This is a genomic window from Mesorhizobium sp. RCAM 05104 (genome assembly GCF_059683645.1).
On the sequence record NZ_CM185033.1, the window covers coordinates 1,535,385 to 1,554,493 of the forward strand.

20 protein-coding genes are annotated in these 19,109 nt (G+C 64.8%); 11 read left to right on the forward strand and 9 right to left on the reverse strand.

Features of this window, described 5'->3' with window-relative positions:
- Positions 1–9: 9 nt before the first annotated feature.
- Positions 10–789 carry an alpha/beta fold hydrolase gene (locus tag AC56QP_RS07835; RefSeq protein WP_489860227.1) on the reverse strand — a complete coding sequence of 260 codons (780 nt, stop codon included), beginning with the start codon at positions 787–789 and terminating at the stop codon, positions 10–12.
- Entirely contained in the window at positions 786–1,664 is an 879-nt protein-coding gene (locus AC56QP_RS07840) for a fumarylacetoacetate hydrolase family protein (protein WP_489860226.1), read from the reverse strand. Before AC56QP_RS07840 ends, AC56QP_RS07835 begins: the two co-directional genes overlap by 4 nt.
- A gap of 205 nt (positions 1,665–1,869) precedes the next feature.
- Between AC56QP_RS07840 and AC56QP_RS07845 the strand changes: the two genes are divergently transcribed.
- Positions 1,870–2,541 carry a FadR/GntR family transcriptional regulator gene (locus tag AC56QP_RS07845; protein WP_256749967.1) on the forward strand — a complete coding sequence of 224 codons (672 nt, stop codon included), beginning with the start codon at positions 1,870–1,872 and terminating at the stop codon, positions 2,539–2,541.
- Positions 2,542–2,564: 23 nt separating this feature from the next.
- On the opposite strand, the gene pobA is transcribed toward AC56QP_RS07845, so the two are convergent.
- From pobA to pcaD, 6 genes are read right to left on the reverse strand one after another with little or no spacing between them, the layout of a single operon-like run.
- Positions 2,565–3,737: a 4-hydroxybenzoate 3-monooxygenase gene (gene pobA / locus AC56QP_RS07850; RefSeq protein ID WP_489860225.1), complete on the reverse strand. Its 1,173-nt coding sequence runs from the start codon at positions 3,735–3,737 to the stop codon at positions 2,565–2,567.
- On the reverse strand, positions 3,737–4,789 hold the full coding sequence (locus AC56QP_RS07855) for a 3-carboxy-cis,cis-muconate cycloisomerase (protein WP_489860224.1): 1,053 nt from the start codon (positions 4,787–4,789) through the stop codon (positions 3,737–3,739). Before AC56QP_RS07855 ends, pobA begins: the two co-directional genes overlap by 1 nt.
- Before the next feature lie 19 nt (positions 4,790–4,808).
- Positions 4,809–5,423: a protocatechuate 3,4-dioxygenase subunit alpha gene (gene pcaG / locus AC56QP_RS07860; RefSeq protein ID WP_489860223.1), complete on the reverse strand. Its 615-nt coding sequence runs from the start codon at positions 5,421–5,423 to the stop codon at positions 4,809–4,811.
- Positions 5,423–6,178 carry a protocatechuate 3,4-dioxygenase subunit beta gene (pcaH, locus tag AC56QP_RS07865; protein ID WP_489860222.1) on the reverse strand — a complete coding sequence of 252 codons (756 nt, stop codon included), beginning with the start codon at positions 6,176–6,178 and terminating at the stop codon, positions 5,423–5,425. Before pcaH ends, pcaG begins: the two co-directional genes overlap by 1 nt.
- Positions 6,168–6,575 carry a 4-carboxymuconolactone decarboxylase gene (pcaC, locus tag AC56QP_RS07870; RefSeq protein WP_489860221.1) on the reverse strand — a complete coding sequence of 136 codons (408 nt, stop codon included), beginning with the start codon at positions 6,573–6,575 and terminating at the stop codon, positions 6,168–6,170. The genes pcaH and pcaC overlap by 11 nt, the downstream gene beginning before the upstream one ends.
- Positions 6,568–7,377, reverse strand: coding sequence for a 3-oxoadipate enol-lactonase (gene pcaD, locus AC56QP_RS07875; RefSeq protein WP_489860220.1), 810 nt, complete (start codon positions 7,375–7,377; stop codon positions 6,568–6,570). Before pcaD ends, pcaC begins: the two co-directional genes overlap by 8 nt.
- A gap of 93 nt (positions 7,378–7,470) precedes the next feature.
- Between pcaD and pcaQ the strand changes: the two genes are divergently transcribed.
- The 8 genes from pcaQ to AC56QP_RS07915 all read left to right on the forward strand — a co-directional run bounded on the left by pcaQ (position 7,471) and on the right by AC56QP_RS07915 (position 15,567).
- Positions 7,471–8,388 (forward strand): pca operon transcription factor PcaQ, encoded by a 918-nt coding sequence (gene pcaQ, locus AC56QP_RS07880; RefSeq protein WP_256749974.1) that lies wholly within the window; start codon positions 7,471–7,473, stop codon positions 8,386–8,388.
- Positions 8,389–8,530: 142 nt separating this feature from the next.
- Positions 8,531–9,847 (forward strand): ABC transporter substrate-binding protein, encoded by a 1,317-nt coding sequence (locus tag AC56QP_RS07885; RefSeq protein WP_489860219.1) that lies wholly within the window; start codon positions 8,531–8,533, stop codon positions 9,845–9,847.
- Between the two features lie 21 nt (positions 9,848–9,868).
- On the forward strand, positions 9,869–10,612 hold the full coding sequence (locus AC56QP_RS07890) for an ABC transporter ATP-binding protein (RefSeq protein WP_497101062.1): 744 nt from the start codon (positions 9,869–9,871) through the stop codon (positions 10,610–10,612).
- Positions 10,609–11,337: an ABC transporter ATP-binding protein gene (locus tag AC56QP_RS07895; RefSeq protein WP_489860218.1), complete on the forward strand. Its 729-nt coding sequence runs from the start codon at positions 10,609–10,611 to the stop codon at positions 11,335–11,337. Before AC56QP_RS07890 ends, AC56QP_RS07895 begins: the two co-directional genes overlap by 4 nt.
- A complete protein-coding gene (locus tag AC56QP_RS07900) occupies positions 11,334–12,230 on the forward strand; it encodes a branched-chain amino acid ABC transporter permease (RefSeq protein WP_489860217.1) in 897 nt (298 codons plus the stop codon). Before AC56QP_RS07895 ends, AC56QP_RS07900 begins: the two co-directional genes overlap by 4 nt.
- Entirely contained in the window at positions 12,227–13,300 is a 1,074-nt protein-coding gene (locus tag AC56QP_RS07905) for a branched-chain amino acid ABC transporter permease (RefSeq protein WP_489860216.1), read from the forward strand. The genes AC56QP_RS07900 and AC56QP_RS07905 overlap by 4 nt, the downstream gene beginning before the upstream one ends.
- 2 nt (positions 13,301–13,302) lie before the next feature.
- The gene (locus AC56QP_RS07910; RefSeq protein WP_489863655.1) at positions 13,303–14,088 is read left to right on the forward strand and encodes a coniferyl-alcohol dehydrogenase; all 786 of its coding nucleotides are present in this window, start codon (positions 13,303–13,305) and stop codon (positions 14,086–14,088) included.
- Between the two features lie 33 nt (positions 14,089–14,121).
- Positions 14,122–15,567 (forward strand): aldehyde dehydrogenase, encoded by a 1,446-nt coding sequence (locus AC56QP_RS07915; protein ID WP_489860215.1) that lies wholly within the window; start codon positions 14,122–14,124, stop codon positions 15,565–15,567.
- Positions 15,568–15,601: 34 nt separating this feature from the next.
- Here AC56QP_RS07915 and AC56QP_RS07920 read toward each other — a convergent pair whose 3' ends face one another.
- Positions 15,602–16,531 (reverse strand): aldose 1-epimerase, encoded by a 930-nt coding sequence (locus AC56QP_RS07920; RefSeq protein ID WP_497103963.1) that lies wholly within the window; start codon positions 16,529–16,531, stop codon positions 15,602–15,604.
- Between the two features lie 61 nt (positions 16,532–16,592).
- Here AC56QP_RS07920 and AC56QP_RS07925 point away from each other — a divergent pair, with 61 nt between their 5' ends.
- Positions 16,593–17,384, forward strand: a complete 792-nt coding sequence (locus AC56QP_RS07925; protein ID WP_489860213.1) for a FadR/GntR family transcriptional regulator — start codon at positions 16,593–16,595, stop codon at positions 17,382–17,384.
- Positions 17,381–19,108 (forward strand): IlvD/Edd family dehydratase, encoded by a 1,728-nt coding sequence (locus AC56QP_RS07930; protein WP_489860212.1) that lies wholly within the window; start codon positions 17,381–17,383, stop codon positions 19,106–19,108. The genes AC56QP_RS07925 and AC56QP_RS07930 overlap by 4 nt, the downstream gene beginning before the upstream one ends.
- Position 19,109 lies beyond the last annotated feature (1 nt).

Sequence of the window (19,109 nt, forward strand, 5' to 3'; positions counted from 1 at the left end):
CAGAATTCCTCACCTATCAACCCGTCTCAAAAAATCGGCGAGCTTCTGGTTGCTCTCGCGCGGGCTTTCCACCGTGGCCCAGTGCCCGCACCGATCCAGAGACGAGAATATGGCTCCCTTGATCTTGTCGGCAAGCGCCTGCCCGACACCAGCCGGATTGACCGTGTCGGCGTCGCCGGTGACAAGCAAGGTCGGCGCGGAAATCCGCCGCGCGTCGACCGCGGTCGCCTTGGCCAGCGCCTCACAGGTGCGGGCATAGGATTCCGGATCCTGGCGGGTGATCGATTCACGCACGAAGGCGACGGCGGCGGGCGAGGTTTCCCTGGTGTGCGCCGAGATCGCATTGGCGACGATCTGGTCGGCGATATCGGCAATGCCGCCCGAGCGCGCCAGCCGGGCGCGATTGGCAAGTCCTTGCCTGGTCGCTTCCGCCGGTTCCGCCAGCGCGCCGAACAGCGCCAGCGACGCAACCAGCGAGGGCTGCGTCGCGGCAATCTGCTGGCAGATGATAGTGCCCATCGAATGGCCGACGAAATGCGCCGTAGTGACGCCCATGCCGGCCATGGCGCGGATCACCGCCTCGCTCATCAATTCGATGGTCAGCGGCTCGATCGGGCGCGGCGAGCGGCCGGAGCCCGGCAGGTCGAGCCGGATGACGCGATAGCTGGAAAGTGCCGCCATCTGCGGCTGGAACATGTTGGATGTGCCGCCAAGACCGTGGATCATCACCACGGCCGCACCCTCGCCGACAACTTCAGCAACGACCTGGCCAACCGTCACGGTCGTCATTGCGCATACTCCGCGAAGCGGTTTTCCAGCGTGCCGATGCCGTCGATCTCGATGCGCACGACGTCACCGGCCTTGAGATATTTCGGCGGATCAAAGCCGATGCCAACGCCGACCGGCGTGCCGGTGGCGATGATGTCGCCGGGCTTCAGCGTGATGCCTTGCGAGAGCGTCGCGATGATGGTCGGGATGTCGAAGATGAGCAGCGATATGCGTGAATCCTGGCGCAGATCCTCATTGACGAAACAGCGGATGCCGGCCGTCGCCAGATCCAACTCATCCTTCGTCACCGCCCAGGGGCCCATCGGACAGAACGTGTCCTGCGACTTGCCGATCAGCCACTGGCTGTATTTGCCTTGCAGGTCGCGGGCGGTGACATCGTTGACGATCGTGTAGCCCCAGACGTGGTCGAGTGCGTTTTCCCTGGAGATGCCGCGCCCGCCCTTGCCGATGATGACGGCAAGCTCCGCCTCGTAGTCGATGGCCGTCGAGACCGAGGAATCGATCAGCACGCTGGCATGGTTGGCGACGACCGATTCAGGCACCTTGGAAAAGATAATCGGATGTTTTGGGATCGCGCCGGCGCCGGCGCTGGAATCGAAGCCGCTGCGAGCAAACTCGTGCGCGTGCTCGTGATAGTTCTTGCCGACGCAGAAGATGTTGCGGCGCGGCTGCGGGATCGGCGCCTCGATTTCCACCTGCGCCAGCGGGATCGGTGACAGGGTGCGCGGCACCCCAGCGCCGTTGCGCTCGATCAATGCCAGAATGCCGGCCTTGGCCTGATCGACGGCAAAATCGAAAGGAGCGATGGTCTGGGCATCGAGATCGACGATACCCACGCGACGTTCGCCGGCGATCGAAAATGTCGCGACCCGCATTCGATTCCTCCCTGAACCTTTTATGAACCAATACTGGCTCTTTCACTACACGCTATCGCCGATTGGTTCACGCTTCAAGAGGGTTTCGGCTCACAATTCAACAAAACATGCGCATCTGGGCCTGTTTTTTGCTCAAACACTGGACCAACCGGCAATCGCTTGATAATAATGGTTCAACATTGGATCAGATAAAAGTTCTCACCGAATGCCGAAGCTCGTCGCCAACGATATCGCCACAATGCTCAAGAAGCGGATTTCCTCCGGCGAATGGCTCGAGGACGGCCGCATGCCGCCCGAGCGCGACCTCGCGGTCGAATTCGGCGTCGCGCGCAATACCGTGCGCCGTGCCGTCGGCTTCCTTGAGAACGACGGAACTGTGGTCCGGCATGTCGGGCGGGGCACCTTCCTGACCGCGACCAACCCGACGTCGATCACATCGATGGTCACGCGGATGGAGGGCACCAGCCCCGCCGACATGATGGAGATCAGGCAGCTGCTCGAACCGGCGGCGGCGGCCTTTGCCGCGACCAATGCCAGCGCGACCGAACTGAACGCGGTTCGCGAAGCGCACCAGACCGCATGCGACGCCAAGGACATGCCGGATTTCGAGCATTGGGACGCCGAATTCCATCACCGCGTGTTCGCATGCTGCCGCAATGACTTCCTGAAAGAAATCCACAATCTCATGCGCGCCATTCGCAACCAGTCGCCCTGGTTCGAAATGAAGAAGCGCTCGTTCTCGGAGGAACGTCGCCAGGCCTACTGCGACGAGCACCAGGCGATCCTGGATTGCCTGTTTCACCGCGATCCGGAAGGCGCGAAAAACGCGATGCTGGCGCATCTGAGAACCGTCGAACGCAATCTCCTGGGTCGATAGACCCGCGTAGCGTTTGCCGCCCGTCAGTAAGGCAAGCCGACATAGTTCTCGGCAAGCGCCGTCGATGCCGCCTTGGAATGCACGAGATAGTCGAGTTCGGCCTCCTGGATGCGTTGGCCGAATTCGCCAGTGTCGGGAAAGCGGTGCAACATCGTCGTCATCCACCAGGAAAAGCGCACCGCCTTCCAGACCCGCGCCAGCGCCTTTTGCGAATAGGCATCGATGCCGGCTTGCGATTTCTCGGCATAGAAGTCGCGCAAGCCAGCAAAGAGATACCGCACGTCGCTGGCGGCAAGGTTGAGGCCCTTGGCCCCTGTCGGCGGCACGATGTGGGCGGCGTCGCCGACCAGGAAAAGCCGGCCGAAACGCATCGGCTCGGCAACGAACGAGCGCAGCGGCGCGATCGACTTCTCGAAGGATGGCCCGGTGACGACACTTGCCGCTGTCCGTTCCGGCAAGCGGCGGCGCAACTCGTCCCAGAAACGGTCGTCCGACCATGCCTCGACGCGGTCGCCCTCGGGACACTGCACATAGTAGCGGCTGCGGTGCGGCGAGCGCATCGAGCACAGCGCAAAACCCCTCTCATGATTGGCGTAGACCAGTTCATGATCGGCCGGCGGCACTTCGGCCAGCACGCCGAGCCAGCCGAACGGATACTGCCGCTCGAAGGTTTTTAGTGCGCCCTCGGGCACCGATTTGCGGCTGACGCCGTGATAGCCGTCGCAGCCGGCGATGAAGTCGCAGTCGATGCGATGGCTGATGCCCTCCTTGTCATAGGTGGCGAAAGGCGCCTCGCCGTTGAAATCGTGCAGTGTGACGTTTGCCGCCTCGTAGACCGTGGTCAGTCCCGCCGCATCGCGCTTGTCCATCAGATCATGCGTCACTTCGGTCTGGCCATAGACGGTGACATGCCTGCCGCCGGTCAGCGCTGCCAGATCGATGCGATGCAAACGGTCATCGAAGGCAAGTGAGATGCCCGAATGGGGAAGCCCCTCGGCATGCAGCCTGGTGGCAGCGCCGGCCTCTTCCAGCAACTCGACCGTACCCTGTTCGAGCACGCCGGCGCGCACGCGGCCAAGCACGTGATCGCGGCTGGCGCGTTCCAGAATGACCGTCTCGACGCCTATGCCGTGGAGCAATTGTCCGAGCAGCAGGCCGGACGGTCCGGAGCCGACGATGACGACCTGAGTGCGCATCAGTGCCCGAGACTTTCGATCTGCCCGGCCAGCTCGGCGGCAAGGCGCAGCGACGCGGCGGTGGCGACAGCCATCTGCGGCAGCAACAGCCACTCCAGCGTCCATGCGGCGCCGGAGCGCTCCTGCTCATGCACGAGCGCCTGATGCATGCCGGAAAGCTGCGTGGCGTTGAAGCGGGCAAGCGCCACCAGGGCCTCCGCCTTCACCGGGTTCTGCTTGTGCGGCATGGCCGACGAACCGCCGCCGCCCGAGAGTTCGATTTCGGTTCCGCCCAGCGCCATCAGGGCGATATCCTGGCCGAACTTGCCGAGGCTGCCGGTCACCAGTGACAGCCAGCCGCTGAAATCGGCGAGCGCATCGCGCTGGCTCTGCCATTGCGGCGCATCGGCAAGGCCGAGCCTGGCGGCAAGGGCCGCGCGCACCGCCAGCCCCTTGTCGCCGAGCTTTTCGAGCGTACCGGCGGCACCGCCGAACTGCACGACCAGCAGGCACCTCGACTGTTTCGGCAAACTTTCCTGGTGCCGTTGCAGCGGCGCCCGCCACGCACGTACGCGATCCGCCACTTTGATCGGGATCGCAGGTTGCATGCGCGTCACCCCGGCCAGCGCCCTGCCCCCGAAGCGCTCATCGAGCGAAGTGAGCCGTATGATGGTCTCGGTCAGCAGCAGGCCGAGATGCTCGACGACGGATTTCAGCCGAAGCATCAGGCCAGTGTCGATGACATCCTGGCTGGTCGCGCCGAAATGCACTTTCTGGCCATGCGGCTCGCCGACCGCCATCCTGATCTGGCGCACGAGTTCCGGCACCATGATCCCGTCCCTGGCAACCGCGACCCGCAGCAAGGCGGTGTCCGGCCGGAACGAGGACAGGCCCGAGACGATCGCTGCCGCCGCATCCTTGGCGATGATGCCGTTTTCGGCCTGCGCTTGCGCCAGCGCGCTTTCGAATGCCAGCGCCGCCTCGATTTCGGCTTCGACAGAAAAATGCCGGCGCGCCTCCTCGTCGCCGAGAAGAGCGGAGAGCAGCGGATGGTCGAAGGGCGATACGGTCATGTCCTGCTCCTCCTGGCCATCAGCTGTCGAAGAAGACCGTTTCCTTCTCCCCCTGGAGATGGACATCGAAGACGTAGGTGTCGCCCTTGCGCTCGGCGATCAGGGTCGGCACGCGAACGCGGTGCTCGATGCGCGCCAGGATCGGATCCTCGGCATTGGCCTTTTCCTCGTCGGAAAAATAGAGCCGCGTGTGCAGGCCGAGATTGATGCCGCGGGCGACGATCCAGAGCGTGATATGCGGCGCCATCAGGCGGCCATCCCTGAACGGCACCCGGCCCGGCTTGATCGTCTCGAATGCGCACAGGCCGGTTTCCATGTCAGTCGGGCAACGACCCCAGCCGAGGAAATTCGGATCGGCGGCACCGCGCATTTCCGTCGGCGAATTGTAGAGCCCGTCCGCATCCGCCTGCCAGATCTCGATCAGAGCGTCCTTGAGCGTCGTGCCGGTACCGTCGAGCACCCGGATGCGCAGGCCGATGCGTTCGCCTTTGGTCTTCTCGTTGACCATGGTCGCACCGAGGTCAGTCGCGTAGACACCGCCGATGCCGCAAAAATTGGGCGTCAGCCCGATATGGACGTAGGGTCCGGCGGTCTGCGAAGGACTTTCCTTCAGCCGGTCGAGCGACTGGACCATCAATTGCCCTCCAGCCTGTTTTCGAACAGCGATGAGCGGCGCCCGCGCAGCACGATGTCGAACTTGTAGGCGCGCGCGTCGAAGGGGATCGTCGCTTGCATGTCGAGGGCGGCGATCAGCGTCTCAACGGCGGCCTTGTCGGGGATGCCGCGCGCGATCGGGCAGTGCCAGATCAACGGGTCACCCTCGAAATACATCTGCGTGATCAGCCGCTGCGCGAAGCCATGGCCGAAGACCGAGAAATGGATGTGCGAAGGCCGCCAGTCATTCGGCCCGTTCGGCCAGGGATAGGGACCGGGCTTGACGGTGCGAAAGGCATAGCCGCCATCCTCGCCGGTGATGGCACGACCACAGCCGCCGAAATTCGGGTCGAGCGGCGCCAGATAGCCGTCCTTCTTGTGGCGGTAGCGGCCGCCGGCATTGGCCTGCCAGAATTCGAGCAGCACGCCGGGCACGCCAACGCCGCATTCGTCGAGCACGCGGCCATGGACGATGATGCGCTCGCCGAGCGCGCTCTCGCCGGGCCTGGCGAAATTGTGGATCAGGTCGGCGTCGAGTTCGCCCAGCATGGCGTGACCGAAGACCGGGCCTGCAATCTCCGACAGCGTGTTGTCGAAGGCGAGCAGCGCCTTCTGCGGCGAGCGCAGGACGGATGTCTTGTAATTCGGCGTCAACGCCGGCGGATGCCATGTCCGGTCGCGCTGGAAAAAGGCGCCGGTCTCAGGCCTCCGGTTCGAGCCGGATTCAGCGGGCATTCTTGGCTCCGTCCATTTCCGAAAACACGTCCTTGGCGATCTTGAAGGCACGGTTGGCGGCCGGCACGCCGGCATAGATGGCGACATGCAGGAACGCCTCGCAGATATCGTCGCGCGTGGCACCGGTGTTGGCGGTGGCGCGCACATGCATGGCGACCTCCTCATCATGGCCGAGCGCGGCCAGCAGCGCCAGCGTGACGATCGAACGCTCGCGCCTGGTGAAGCCGGGCCGGGCCCACACGGTTCCCCAGGCGGCCTCGGTGATCAGCTCCTGGAACGGTTGATCGAAATCGGTGGCGGCAACTTCGGCCCGGTCGACATGGCGGTCGCCGAGGACGGACCGCCGCACCGCGAGGCCGGCGCGATATCTGGCTGCGTTGCCGGGGACTTCATCCATGGGTTTCTGCTCCAGAGGGAAGCGATGCGATAAACTCGCGGATCAGGGCAACCAGCGCTTGAGGCTGTTCGACACACGGAATGTGCCCGGCGTCGCGGATGATCTCGAAGCGCGCGCCGGGAATGAGAGCGGCCAGCGAGCGGACGAGATCGGGAGGCGTCGAGCCGTCCTGATCACCAACGACGCAAAGCGTCGGCACCGCGATGCGGCGCACCGCGTCGGTGAAATCCGCGTCGCGAACCGCTGCGCAAGTGCCAATGTAACCGGCAAGCGCTTGCCGGGTCATCATGTTCCAATAGCCGTCCAGCTCTGGCAAGCGTGCCGCGTGGAAGGCAGGGGTGAACCACACTTTGAGCACGCTATCGGCAATGGCCTGGATGCCCTTGCTTTCGACCGTCGCGATGCGTGTGTTCCAGCTGTCCGTGGTGCCGATCTTGTGTGCCGTGTCGCAGAGGATCAGCGCCTCAACGTCTTCGGGGCGCCTGGCATAGAACCCCTGCGCAATCAGACCGCCGACCGACAGGCCGCACAACACCACCTTACCGAGACCGCAGTGATCGATGAGGCCGCAGAGGTCGTCGACATGATCGTCGATCGACCTGATATCGCCGATGTCGGAGAGCCCGTGGCCGCGCTTGTCGTAGACCAGCAAGGGCATTTCACCGTCAAGCGCGGAGACGACGTCGTCCCAGATCCGGAAGTCGGTGCCGAGCGAATTGATGAACACGATCGGGCGTGCCTTGCTGTTCGCTTCGATGCGACGATGGTGCAGCGTGATGCCGCCGATGGTGACGAATGGCACGATTTCGGTCCTCCATCTCCACATTGCACAAGGCATTTGGTTCGGTAAAATGATATTTTGCGCCATTTCATTAACTTGAGGGTTATCGAATTCATGTCCGAAGGCCGCATCCGCTTCCGTCACCTGCAGGCATTCCTTGAGGTTGCGCGGCAGGGAAGCGTGGCGAGAGCGGCCGACTTCCTGCATGTCAGCCCGCCGGCGGTGACCAAGACGTTGCGCGAACTGGAAGAGGCGCTCGGCGTGGCGGTCGTCGAACGCGATGGCCGCGGCATCCGGCTGACGCGCATCGGCGAGATCTTCCTTCGCCATGCCGGCACGGCCATCACGGCGCTGAAGCAAGGCGTCGATTCCGTCAGGCAGGATGGCGCGGTCAACCGGCACCCGATCCGCATCGGCGCGTTGCCGACGGTTTCGGCGCGCGTGATGCCGCTCGCCATGAGCCTGTTCCTCAAGGAGAGCACCGGCGCTGCGATCAAGATCGTCACCGGCGAGAATGCGGTGCTGCTCGAGCAGTTGCGTGTCGGAGCGCTCGATCTCGTTGTCGGACGGCTGGCGGCGCCGGAGAACATGACCGGCTTCTTCTTCGAGCACCTCTATTCCGAACAGGTGCTGTTCGTGGTGCGCGCGGGCCATCCGCTGCTCGAAGCCGGACAGGACGTGTTCGCGCGGCTCGACGAATTCCCGGCGCTGATGCCGACGCGGGAATCGGTCATCCGCCCCTTCGTCGACCGGCTGTTCATCACCAACGGCATGACGGCGCCGGCAACCGAGATCGAAACCGTCTCGGACTCCTTCGGCCGCGCCTTCCTGCGGCAAAGCAATGCCGTCTGGATCATTTCGGCGGGCGTCGTTGCCAATGAGCTCGGCAGCGGCGCCTTCGTCGCCCTGCCAGTCAACACAGAGGAAACCAAGGGACCGGTCGGCCTGACAATGCGGACCGACACGGCGCCCTCGCCGGCTTTCTCCATCCTGCTGCAGACCATCCGCGAAGCGGCAAGGCAAGGCGGCTGACGCGTCGATACATCCGAACAAGCTGTTGTCGCGACCTGAGATTTCCTAACCCATGGGTTAATGAAACACCGCAAAATATCATTTTACCGAACCAAATGCGTGGTGCACTGTGCTGATGGAGGAGCCACAGAGGGAGGAACACATGACTCACGCACTCGGCAGCAGATCCACGATTCCGGGCATTTCGCGACGCCAGTTCATTGCTACCTCGATCGCCGGCGGCACGGCGCTGGCACTTGGCGGCCGCAACGCCTTTGCCCAGGCAGGCAACACCCTCAAGGTCGGCTTCGTCAGCCCCCGCACCGGGCCGCTGGCCGGCTTCGGCCAGACCGACGGCTACGTGCTCGACTTGGCCCGCAAGGCGCTGGCCGGCGGCCTCGACATCGACGGCAAGAAATACAGCGTCGAAATCCTCGACCAGGATACGCAATCGGATCCGTCCCGCGCGGGCCAGTTGGCCAAGGACCTGATCAACAACCAGGCGATCGACCTGATGCTGGCGGTCTCGACGCCCGAGGTGATCAATCCGGTTGCCGACGCCTGCGAAGCCGCCGGCGTGCCTTGCCTCTCCACGGTGATGCCGTGGGAAGCCTGGTATTTCGGCCGTGGCGCCAAGCCCGGCGCGCCCTCGCCATTCAAATGGACCTATCATTTCGGCTTCGGTGTCGGCGAGTTCTTCAAGACCTATATCTCGCAATGGAACCTGATCGAGACCAACAAGAAGGTCGGCGTCATGTATCCGAACGATGCCGACGGCAACGCGATCCGCGCCAATCTGGCGCCGCTGCTGGCCAAGCAAGGTTTCACCATCGTCGATCCCGGCGCCTATGAAACCGGCACCACCGACTATTCCTCGCAGATCGCGCTGTTCAAGCAGGAAGGCGTCGAGATCTTCAACTCCTTCCCGATCCCGCCGGATTTCGCCGCCTTCTGGCGCCAGGCGGCGCAACAGGGCCTGATCAAGCAGATCAAGATCTGCCAGGTCGCCAAGACCGGTCTGTTCCCTTCGGACATCGAGGCGCTCGGCGATCTCGGCATGAAGATTTCGAGCGCCGCCTACTGGCACAAGGCCTTCCCCTACAAGTCGCCACTGACGGGCGTTTCGGGGACCGAACTGGCCGACGGCTATGAGGCGGCGAGCGGCAAGCAGTGGACGCAGCAGCTCGGCGCCTCGATGTCGTTGCTCGACGCCGGCTTCGAAGCGCTGAAGGCAAGCACCGACGCCAAGGACAAGGCGGCGGTGGCGAAGGCGCTGAGCACGCTCAAGACCGAGACGATGATCGGCAAGGTCGACTTCACCAGCGGCCCAGTGGCCAATGTCTCGCCCGGTCCAATCATCGGCACGCAGTGGGTGGCCGCCAAGGAAGGCAGCAAATTCCCGCTCGACTATGTGGTGACCGAGAACGCCACCGACCCCAAGGTGCCCGTCGAAGCAAAGCTTCTGCCTTACAACGGTTGATGGACCGCTGACGAGGATCGCCTGGTGACCCATCCGCAACAACAGGCGATCCTCGCTGCCGCCGGTATCCACAAGCGCTTCGGTGCGCTTGTGGTGCTGGACGCCGTCGACTTCACCATGGAAGCCAACGAGGCGGTCGGCATTGTCGGCCCGAACGGCGCCGGCAAGACCACGCTGCTCAGCGTGCTTTCAGGCGCCTTTCCGCCGAGTTTGGGCACGGTGAGCTTCAAGGGCGGTGACGTGACGACCCTGACGGCGACGCAGCGCTGCCGGCTCGGCCTGGTGCGTACGCACCAGGTCCCGAAACCGTTCAGCGGCATGACCACTTTCGAGAACGTCTTCGTCGCCGCGTCGCATGGCGCCGGCCTCGGCCGCGACGAGGCCTATGAGGAGGCGCTCGGCTCGCTGAAACTGTGCGGCATGCTCAGCGTCGCCAACCGGCGCGCCGAGACGCTCGGGCTGCTCGACCGCAAGCGGCTGGAACTGGCCCGGGCGCTCGCCGCGAGGCCGACGCTGCTTCTCCTGGACGAGATCGGCGGCGGCTTGACCGATGGCGAAGCCGGCGAGCTTGTCGACACGATCAAGGAATTGCGCCGGCGCAAGATCGGCATCGTCTGGATTGAACACATCGTCCACATTCTGCTGCAGGTGGCCGAGCGGCTGATCTGCATGGACGCCGGCAGGATCATCGCCAACGGCGACCCACAAACGGTGATGGCCGATCCGCAAGTGATCCACGCCTATCTCGGCGGAGGCCCGAAATGAGCCTGCTTTCGGTCGAAAACCTGGTCGTCCGGCACGGCCTGCTGCAGGCGGTGCGCGGCGTCAGCTTCACAATCGAACTCGGTGAGACGCTGGCGCTGGTCGGCGCCAACGGCGCCGGCAAGACGACGCTGCTCCGGGCGATCGCCGGCGCGCATCAGCCGGCGGCCGGCCGTGTGCTAATGGACGGGGCCGATCTCACCGGCGTGCCATCGCACAAACGCGTCGGCATGGGCATCGCGCTGGTGCCGGAGGGGCGAAAGCTGTTCGTCCAGATGACGGTCGAGGAAAACCTTCTGCTCGGCAGGACCGCCGGCCGGCCGGGCGACTGGAACGTCGACAAGGTACTCGAGATGTTCCCCAATCTGAAGCCGCGCCGCCATGCCAGGACGGGTCACCTGTCTGGCGGCGAACAGCAGGCGACGGCGATCGGCCGGGCGCTGATGAGCAATCCGGACGTGCTGCTGCTCGACGAGGTTTCGCTTGGCCTGTCGCCGCTGATCGTCGACCGTGTCTATGCCGCGCTGCAGGGCCTGATCAGCTCGGGTACGACGATCATCCTGGTCGAGCAGGACCTCAACCGGGCGCTCGCGGTCTCCGACAGGGTCATCTGCATGCTCGAAGGGCGCGTCGCGCTTGAAGGATCGACCAGGGATATCTCGCGCGAGGATGTGACCAAGGCCTATTTTGGCCTGCACAGGAAAAGCCCCGGGAGCGTTCCCGCATGAGCAACCAGATCATCCAGGGCATCCTGCTTGGCGGCTACTATGCGCTGATCGCTTGCGGCCTGTCCTTCATGTTTTCGGTGATGCGCATCATCAACCTCGCCCATGGCAGCCTGGCCGTGTTCGCCGCCTATGCGCTGTGGCTGCTGGCCTCGCGGTTCCATGTCTCGCCGTTTGTCGGCCTGCTCATCGTGCTGCCATTGATGGCGGCGATCGGCTGGACGCTGCAGCGCTTCCTGCTTGAACGTAGCGCGCGCGGCGGTGCACTGCTGCCGATCCTGACCACGTTCGGCCTCGCCATCGTCATCGACAATCTGCTGTTCGAGCAGTTTGGCGCCGACACCCGCTCGCTGGCGCCCTATATTGGCAGCCTCTCCTATGATTCCTGGGAGTGGCCGGGCAGCATCTATGTCGGCAAGCTCGCCGTGATCATGTTCGCCACCGCCGTGGTCCTGCTTGGCGGGCTGCAGCTTTTCCTGACCCGCACCAGGCTCGGGCGCTCGATCCGCGCCACTTCGGAGGACCCTGATACAGCCGGCCTGGTCGGCGTCGACGCGCGCCGCGCAAACGCCATCGCCGCGGCAATAGCCATGGTGACGGTCGGGCTTGCCGGCGCCTTCCTCGGCATGCGCGCCACCTTCGATCCCTATGCCGGCGCGCCACAATTGCTGTTCGCCTTCGAAGCCGCGGTGATCGGTGGCGCCGGTTCGCTGTGGGGAACGCTGATCGGCGGCATCGTGCTGGCGCTTGCGCAGACGCTCGGTGCACAGGTGCATCCGCAAGGTTTCCTGATCGGTGGCCATGCCGTGTTCCTTGTCGTGCTGTTCGTGCGGCTTTCGACATCCGGCCTTGGCCTGCGCGGCCTGCTGCGCCTGCCCTCCCGGAGCGCGTCATGAGCGTTGCCACGACCTCGCCTGTCATCGAGCGCGGCACGGCGACGTCGCGGATCGCCGCGATTGCGGTCGCCGTCATCATCGCGCTGCTGGCAATCGCGCCGCAGTTCCTGTCGGCCGGCGCGGTCGACCGGATGACCGCGCTGTTCATCTATGTGATCCTGGCGGCGATGTGGAACGCGCTGGCCGGCTTTGGCGGGCTGGTGTCCGTCGGCCAGCAGGTTTTCTTCGGGCTCGGCGCCTACTTCGCCATCCGGCTGGCCGATGCCGGCCTCAACCCCTTCGCCTCGCTTTTCGTTTCGGCGATCGTCGTCGGCGTGGTGTCGGTACCGCTGTCGCTGTTCATGCTGCGGCTGAGAAACGGCGAATTCGCCATCGGCATGTGGGTGATCGCGGCATTGACGCATCTGCTGGTCAATCTCGACCGGCTGGTGCAGGGCGAAACCGGCACCTCGCTGATCTCGCTCAACGTCTACGATGCCGGCACCAGACGGATGACGATCTACTGGCTGGCGCTGGCGTCGATGACCGCCCTGCTCGCCATGCTGTTCGGCCTGCTGCGCGGCAGCACCGGTGCAGCGATCCGCGCGATCCGCGACAATGAGGATGCCGCCGCGTCGGTCGGGGTACGCGTCACCGGCACCAAGCGGCTGCTGTTCGTGCTTGCCGCCTTCGGCATCGGCATCGCCGGCGCGCTGTGGCTGGCGACCTCCATCACCTTCCAGCCGAAAACCTATTTCAACGTCCAGTGGACCGCCTACATGATCTTCATGGTGCTGGTCGGCGGCATCGGCACCTTCGAAGGCGCCATTCTAGGCGCGCTGGTGTTCTTCCTCATCGAGACATGGTTCGGCGGCACCGGCGTCTGGTACCTGATCGGGCTTGGGGCCACCGCCGTGCTGTTCTCGCTTTTCCTGCCGCGCGGCCTGTGGGGGACGGTCGAGGAGCGTTTTGGCCTGCGCCTGCTGCCGGTCGGCTATCGTGTCAGGCTGCCGGGCAATCCGACAGCTCCGGCCGACGATGGCACCGCGCCCTCGCCGCGGCAAACCACACAGCATCAGGAGAAGGCATGACCATGCTTTTCGGCAAGACGATCCTCATCACCGGTGTCGCCTCCGGCATCGGCGCCCGCACGGCGGAACTCGCCGGCCAGCTCGGCGCCGACGTGATCGGTGTCGACGTCCGTGAACCGGCCGGACCGGTTGGCAGCTTCGTCAAGGCCGACATCTCGTCGAAGGCCGGTGTCGACGATCTCGTCGCGAGCCTGCCGCAACGCATCGACGCGCTCTGCAATGTCGCCGGCCTCTCCGGCAACACCGGGGCGGCGTCGACGCTGGCGGTCAATTTCTTCGGGCTGCGGGCGCTGTCGGAAGGCCTGGCGCCAAAGCTTCGCGAAGGCGGCGCCATCGTCAATGTCGCCTCGATCGCCGGCTATGGCTGGCGCGCCAATCTCAATCGCGCCGCTTCCATGGCCGGCATCGAGGGTTTCCCTGATATCGCCAAGGTGGTCGCTGACCACGCAGTCAAGAACGAGGAAGGCTATCCGGTCTCGAAGGAACTGCTGCTGCTTTGGACTTTCCGTGCCGCGCATCAGGACCTGTTCAAGAGCCGTGGCATCCGCGTCAATGCGGTCAGCCCGGGGCCGGTCGAAACGCCGATCCTGAAACAGTTCCGCAGCGTGCTCGGCGATGCCCGCGTCGACAGCGACATTGCCAGGGTCGGGCGCGCCGGCACATCGGGCGACGTCGCGCCGGTGGTGCTGTTCCTGTGCTCGGACGGCGCGCGCTGGGTCAATGGCGCAAACGTGCCGGTCGATGGCGGCCTCGAGGCCTCGATCAACGCCGAAGTGCTCGGCTTCTAATCACGAAGCTCCACCGGAGCGAGGGAGACAATTATGGATATCGGACTTCTGATCGACGGCGATAAAAGGGATGCGTCCGGTTCGGCCTCCTACGAACGGATGGACCCATTCACCGGCAGGCTGGCGACACGCGCCGCGGCGGCCAGCGTCGCCGACGCCAACGCCGCGGTCGACGCCGCGGCGGTCGCCTTTACGGCCTGGTCGAAAACCGGGCCCGGCGAGCGCCGTGCCTTGCTGTCCAAGGCCGCTGACGTGATGGCCTCGAAGGTCGGCGAGTTCACCAGGCTGATGATGGAAGAGACCGGGGCTACCGGCCCCTGGGCCGGCTTCAACGTCATGCTGGCGGCCAACATGCTGCGCGAGGCGGCGGCGATGACGACGCAGATCTCGGGCGAGATCATTCCCTCCGACAAGCCGGGGACACTGGCCATGGCAATCCGCCAGCCGGCAGGCGTGTGCCTCGGTATCGCGCCATGGAACGCGCCCGTCATTCTCGGCACCCGCGCCGTCGCGATGCCGATCGCCTGCGGCAACACCGTCGTGCTCAAAGCATCCGAGATGTGCCCCGGCACACACCGGCTGATCGGCCAGGTGCTCGTCGAGGCCGGACTGCCCAAGGGCGTGATCAATGTCGTCACCAACGATCCAAAGGACGCCGCCGGTATCGTCGAGGCGCTGGTCGCGCATCCCTCGGTCAAGCGCGTCAACTTCACCGGCTCGACCAAGGTCGGCAGGATCATCGCCGAACTCGCCGGACGGCACCTGAAGCCAGCATTGCTGGAACTCGGCGGCAAGGCGCCATTGCTGGTGCTGGATGATGCCGACATCGACGCGGCGGTGAATGCCGCGACCTTCGGCGCCTTCATGCATCAAGGCCAGATCTGCATGTCGACCGAGCGCCTGATCGTCGATGAAAAGATCGCCGACGAATTCGTTTCCAAGCTGGCTGCGCGCGCCTCAAAACTGCCGGCAGGCGACCCGCGCGGCCATGTCGTGCTGGGCTCGCTGATCAGCAGCCAGGCCGCCGACAAGATGGAGGAACTCATCACCGATGCTGTCAGCAAGGGCGCGAAGCTTGTCGCGGGCGGCAAGCGCAGCGGCACCGTCGTCGAAGCGACATTGCTCGACCACGTCACTTCGGCGATGCGTGTCTACGCCGAAGAGTCCTTCGGGCCGGTCAAGCCGGTGATCCGGGTGAAGGGCGAGGATGAAGCCGTTCGGGTCGCCAACGACACCGAGTACGGCCTGTCGTCAGCCGTGTTCAGCCGCGACATCAAGCGCGCCATGGCGGTGGCCGCGCGCATCGAGGCCGGCATCTGCCACATCAACGGCCCGACCGTCGGCGACGAGGCACAGATGCCGTTCGGTGGCGTCAAGGGTTCGGGCTACGGCCGCTTCGGCGGCAAGGCGTCGATCGCCGAATTCACCGACCTGCGCTGGGTGACGATCGAGGATCCGGGCCAGCATTACCCGTTCTGACCAGGCCTGGCATTGGACGGTTCGCCACGGGCGATCAGATTGCCTGTGAAGGCGTGAAGCGAACACTTGCCGATCGCATCTGCCCAGGCGCGAGCACGATGCCGCCGGTGTTGATGCCAGCGTCATCCGTTCGGTTGAACGCATCGGTGATGTTGCTGACCGGCTCGGCACAAAAGAATGGCTCGCCGGGCGGCGTGTAGAGCACGAGGAAATCGAGCGGCGCCTCGGCCTCGATGTCCAGCTGCCGTCCATGCTCAGGCCAACTGATCAGGGCGCGACCCGTCCATCCGGTGAAGACCGTGTCGAAATCCACCTCTGAGACGTCGAAGCCGGTGGTCGGATCGGCTCCCGCCGGCGGTGGCACGTGGCGGGTTGGCAAGACCTCCGCGTCGGTCTCCCACATGCCGGATACCCGCGCCTGGACATGCGTCCACGGCGTCGACGGGAAATAGGGGTGGAGCCCGAAGCCGGCTGGCATCGGCGTGTCCGACAGGTTGCGCACCGAAATGGCAATCACCAGCCTGCCATCGATCAGCGAGATCACTTGCCGGGCTTCATAGCTCCACGGCCAGGAATCGGCGATGTGGTGATAGTGCAGGACGATGGTGCCGGCTTCGCACCGCATGACTGTCCATGGCCTGCGCCAGCCGTGGCCATGCTCATGGTGCGGATCCTCCGGCCGGCTGGGCAACTCGACGGTGCGGCCCGCGAATTCGAAGCGGCCGCCCCTTATGCGATTGGAATAGGGGACGAGCGGGAAGCAGGCCATCGCGCCTGCATCGCGACGACCGATCGCCGCCTGATCGGCCGGGCGTAGCCAATCGACGGCGGACCCGTTCTGCCACCAGCGATACGACGCCACGGCGCCGCCGGCAGCCGGAGCAACGTCAACAGTCGCGATGCCGTCGCTGATTGAGATCAGCTCTGGATGCTGCTCGGCAACGGCAGCGGAATTCTTTGTCACCGGCATTCCCCTATCCCTTGACTTCAATCGCGGTGCCTTTAAGACATATCATATGAATAGTATGAAGAATAAGAAATCTTTCAGCACGGCGCGTACCTCGCGCGTCGCCGTCGCGGTGTCCAGCGGCTCCACCGCGCTGCACGCAACGGTCGTCGAGCAGATCGGTTTGCGCATCGTGCAAGGTGATTTCCTGCCCGGCGAAGCACTGCCCAACGCCGACGATTCCAGCGAGATGCTGGGGGTCAGCCGCACTGTGCTGCGCGAGGCGATCAAGGTGCTGGCGGGTAAGGGGCTCGTCGAATCGCGGCCGAAGACCGGCACACGGGTGCGTCCCCGCTCCGACTGGAATTTCCTCGACCCGGACGTCCTGTCGTGGCGCTACGCCAGCGGTGTCAGCGCCGACGATGTCAGGGCGCTGTTCGAGCTGCGGCGGGCCATCGAGCCGATGTCGGCAGCACTTGCCGCGCAGCGCGCCACACCGGCGCAGATTGCCGAGATCAATGCCGCGTTGGCCGAAATGGAAGCGGTGAGCGACGACGGTGACCGCTTCGCCAAGCCCGACCTGCTGTTCCACCAGACCATCCTGCGCATGACCGGAAACGAGCTGATCGGCTCGTTGGCGGCGCTGGTCGAAACCGCATTGGTGATGAGCTTTCGCCTCTCCAACGACAACCCGGAAGGGCAGCGCCACTCTTTGCCGCTGCACCGGGAAGTGGCCGAGAAGATTGCCGCCGGCGACGCCACCGGCGCGCAAAAGGCACTGCTGGTGCTCATCGACAATGCCGAGGAAGACGTGCGCCGCAGCGTCGAGAACCGCAACAAGCGTCGCCAGGATCGGGAACAGACATCGTGACGGACAAGAAACGCAAGCTGCGTTCCCAGGCGTGGTTCGGCGGTGAAGGCAAGAATGCCTTCATGCACCGCAGCTGGATGAAGAACCAGGGCATTCCCGCCGACGCTTTCGACGGCCGCCCGGTGATCGGCATCTGCAACACCTGGTCGGAACTGACCCCGTGCAATGCCCATCTGCGCGCGCTGGCCGATCACGTCAAGCGTGGCGTCTATGAAGCCGGCGGCCTGCCGCTGGAGTTTCCGGTGATGTCGCTGGGCGAGAGCAACATGCGCCCCACCGCCATGCTGTTTCGCAACCTGGTCAGCATGGATGTCGAGGAGTCCATCCGCGGCAATCCCATCGACGGCGTCATCCTGCTGGTCGGCTGCGACAAGACCACGCCGGCGCTGCTGATGGGCGCTGCGTCGTGCAATCTGCCGACCATCGCCGTGTCGGGTGGGCCGATGCTCAACGGCAAGTTCCGCGGCAAGGATATCGGTTCGGGCACGCATGTCTGGAAATTCGCCGAGGAGGTGAAGGCCGGCCGCATGCCGATCGCCGATTTCCTTGCGGCCGAGCAGGGCCAGAGCCGATCGGCGGGCAGTTGCATGACAATGGGGACGGCCTCGACCATGGCCAGCATGGTGGAAGCGCTCGGCATCGGCATGCCGGACAATGCCGCGATCCCGGCGGTGGATTCGCGCCGTGGCGTGCTCGCCCAGATGGCCGGGCGCCAGATCGTCGAGCTGGTCCACAGGGAGGTGACGATTGCGCAGATCCTCACCAGGCAAGCGTTCGAGAACGCCATTCGCGTCAACGGCGCAATCGGCGGCTCGACCAATGCGGTGCTGCATCTCATCGCCATCGCCAACCGGCTCGGTGTCGATCTCAGCCTCGAGGACTGGGACCGCCTTGGCCGCGACGTTCCAACCATTGTCGACCTGATGCCGTCGGGGCGGTTCCTGATGGAAGATTTCTACTATGCCGGGGGGCTAGCTGCGGTCATGGCGTCGCTTGATGAAGTGGGGCTTCTTCATCGCGACGTCATGACCGTCAGCGACAAGACGATCGGTGAATTGATCGACGGCGCGCCCAACTACAACAGCGAGGTCATCCGGCCGCTGAGCCATCCGCTGACCAAGGAAGGCGGCATCTCGATCCTGCGCGGCAATCTGGCGCCCGACGGGGCGGTCATCAAACCGTCGGCGGCGACGCCCGAGCTGATGCAGCATCGCGGCAAGGCGGTGGTGTTCGAAAACATCGAGCACTACTACGCCCGCATCGACGATCCGGAACTGGATATCGACGCCTCCTCGGTGATGGTGCTCAAGAACTGCGGACCGCGCGGCTACCCGGGGATGGCTGAGGTCGGCAACATGCCGCTGCCGGCGAAGCTGCTCAAGCAGGGCGTCTCGGACATGGTGCGCATCTCGGACGCACGCATGAGCGGCACCGCCTACGGCACCGTCGTGCTGCACGTGGCGCCTGAGGCCGCGGCAGGTGGCGCGCTGGCCCTGGTGCGCGACGGCGATCTCATCGAGCTGGATGTCGCCGGCCGCCGCCTGGAGCTTTTGGTGTCGGACGAGGAGCTGGCGATCCGCCGGCGCGACTGGCAGCCGCCGACGCCGCCCGAGGGCGGCTACCAGAGCCTCTATGTCGAGCGCGTGCTGCAGGCCGACAAGGGCTGCGATTTCGACTTTCTCGTCGGCCGGCGCGACGCCGGCATCCCCCGGCATTCCCACTAGA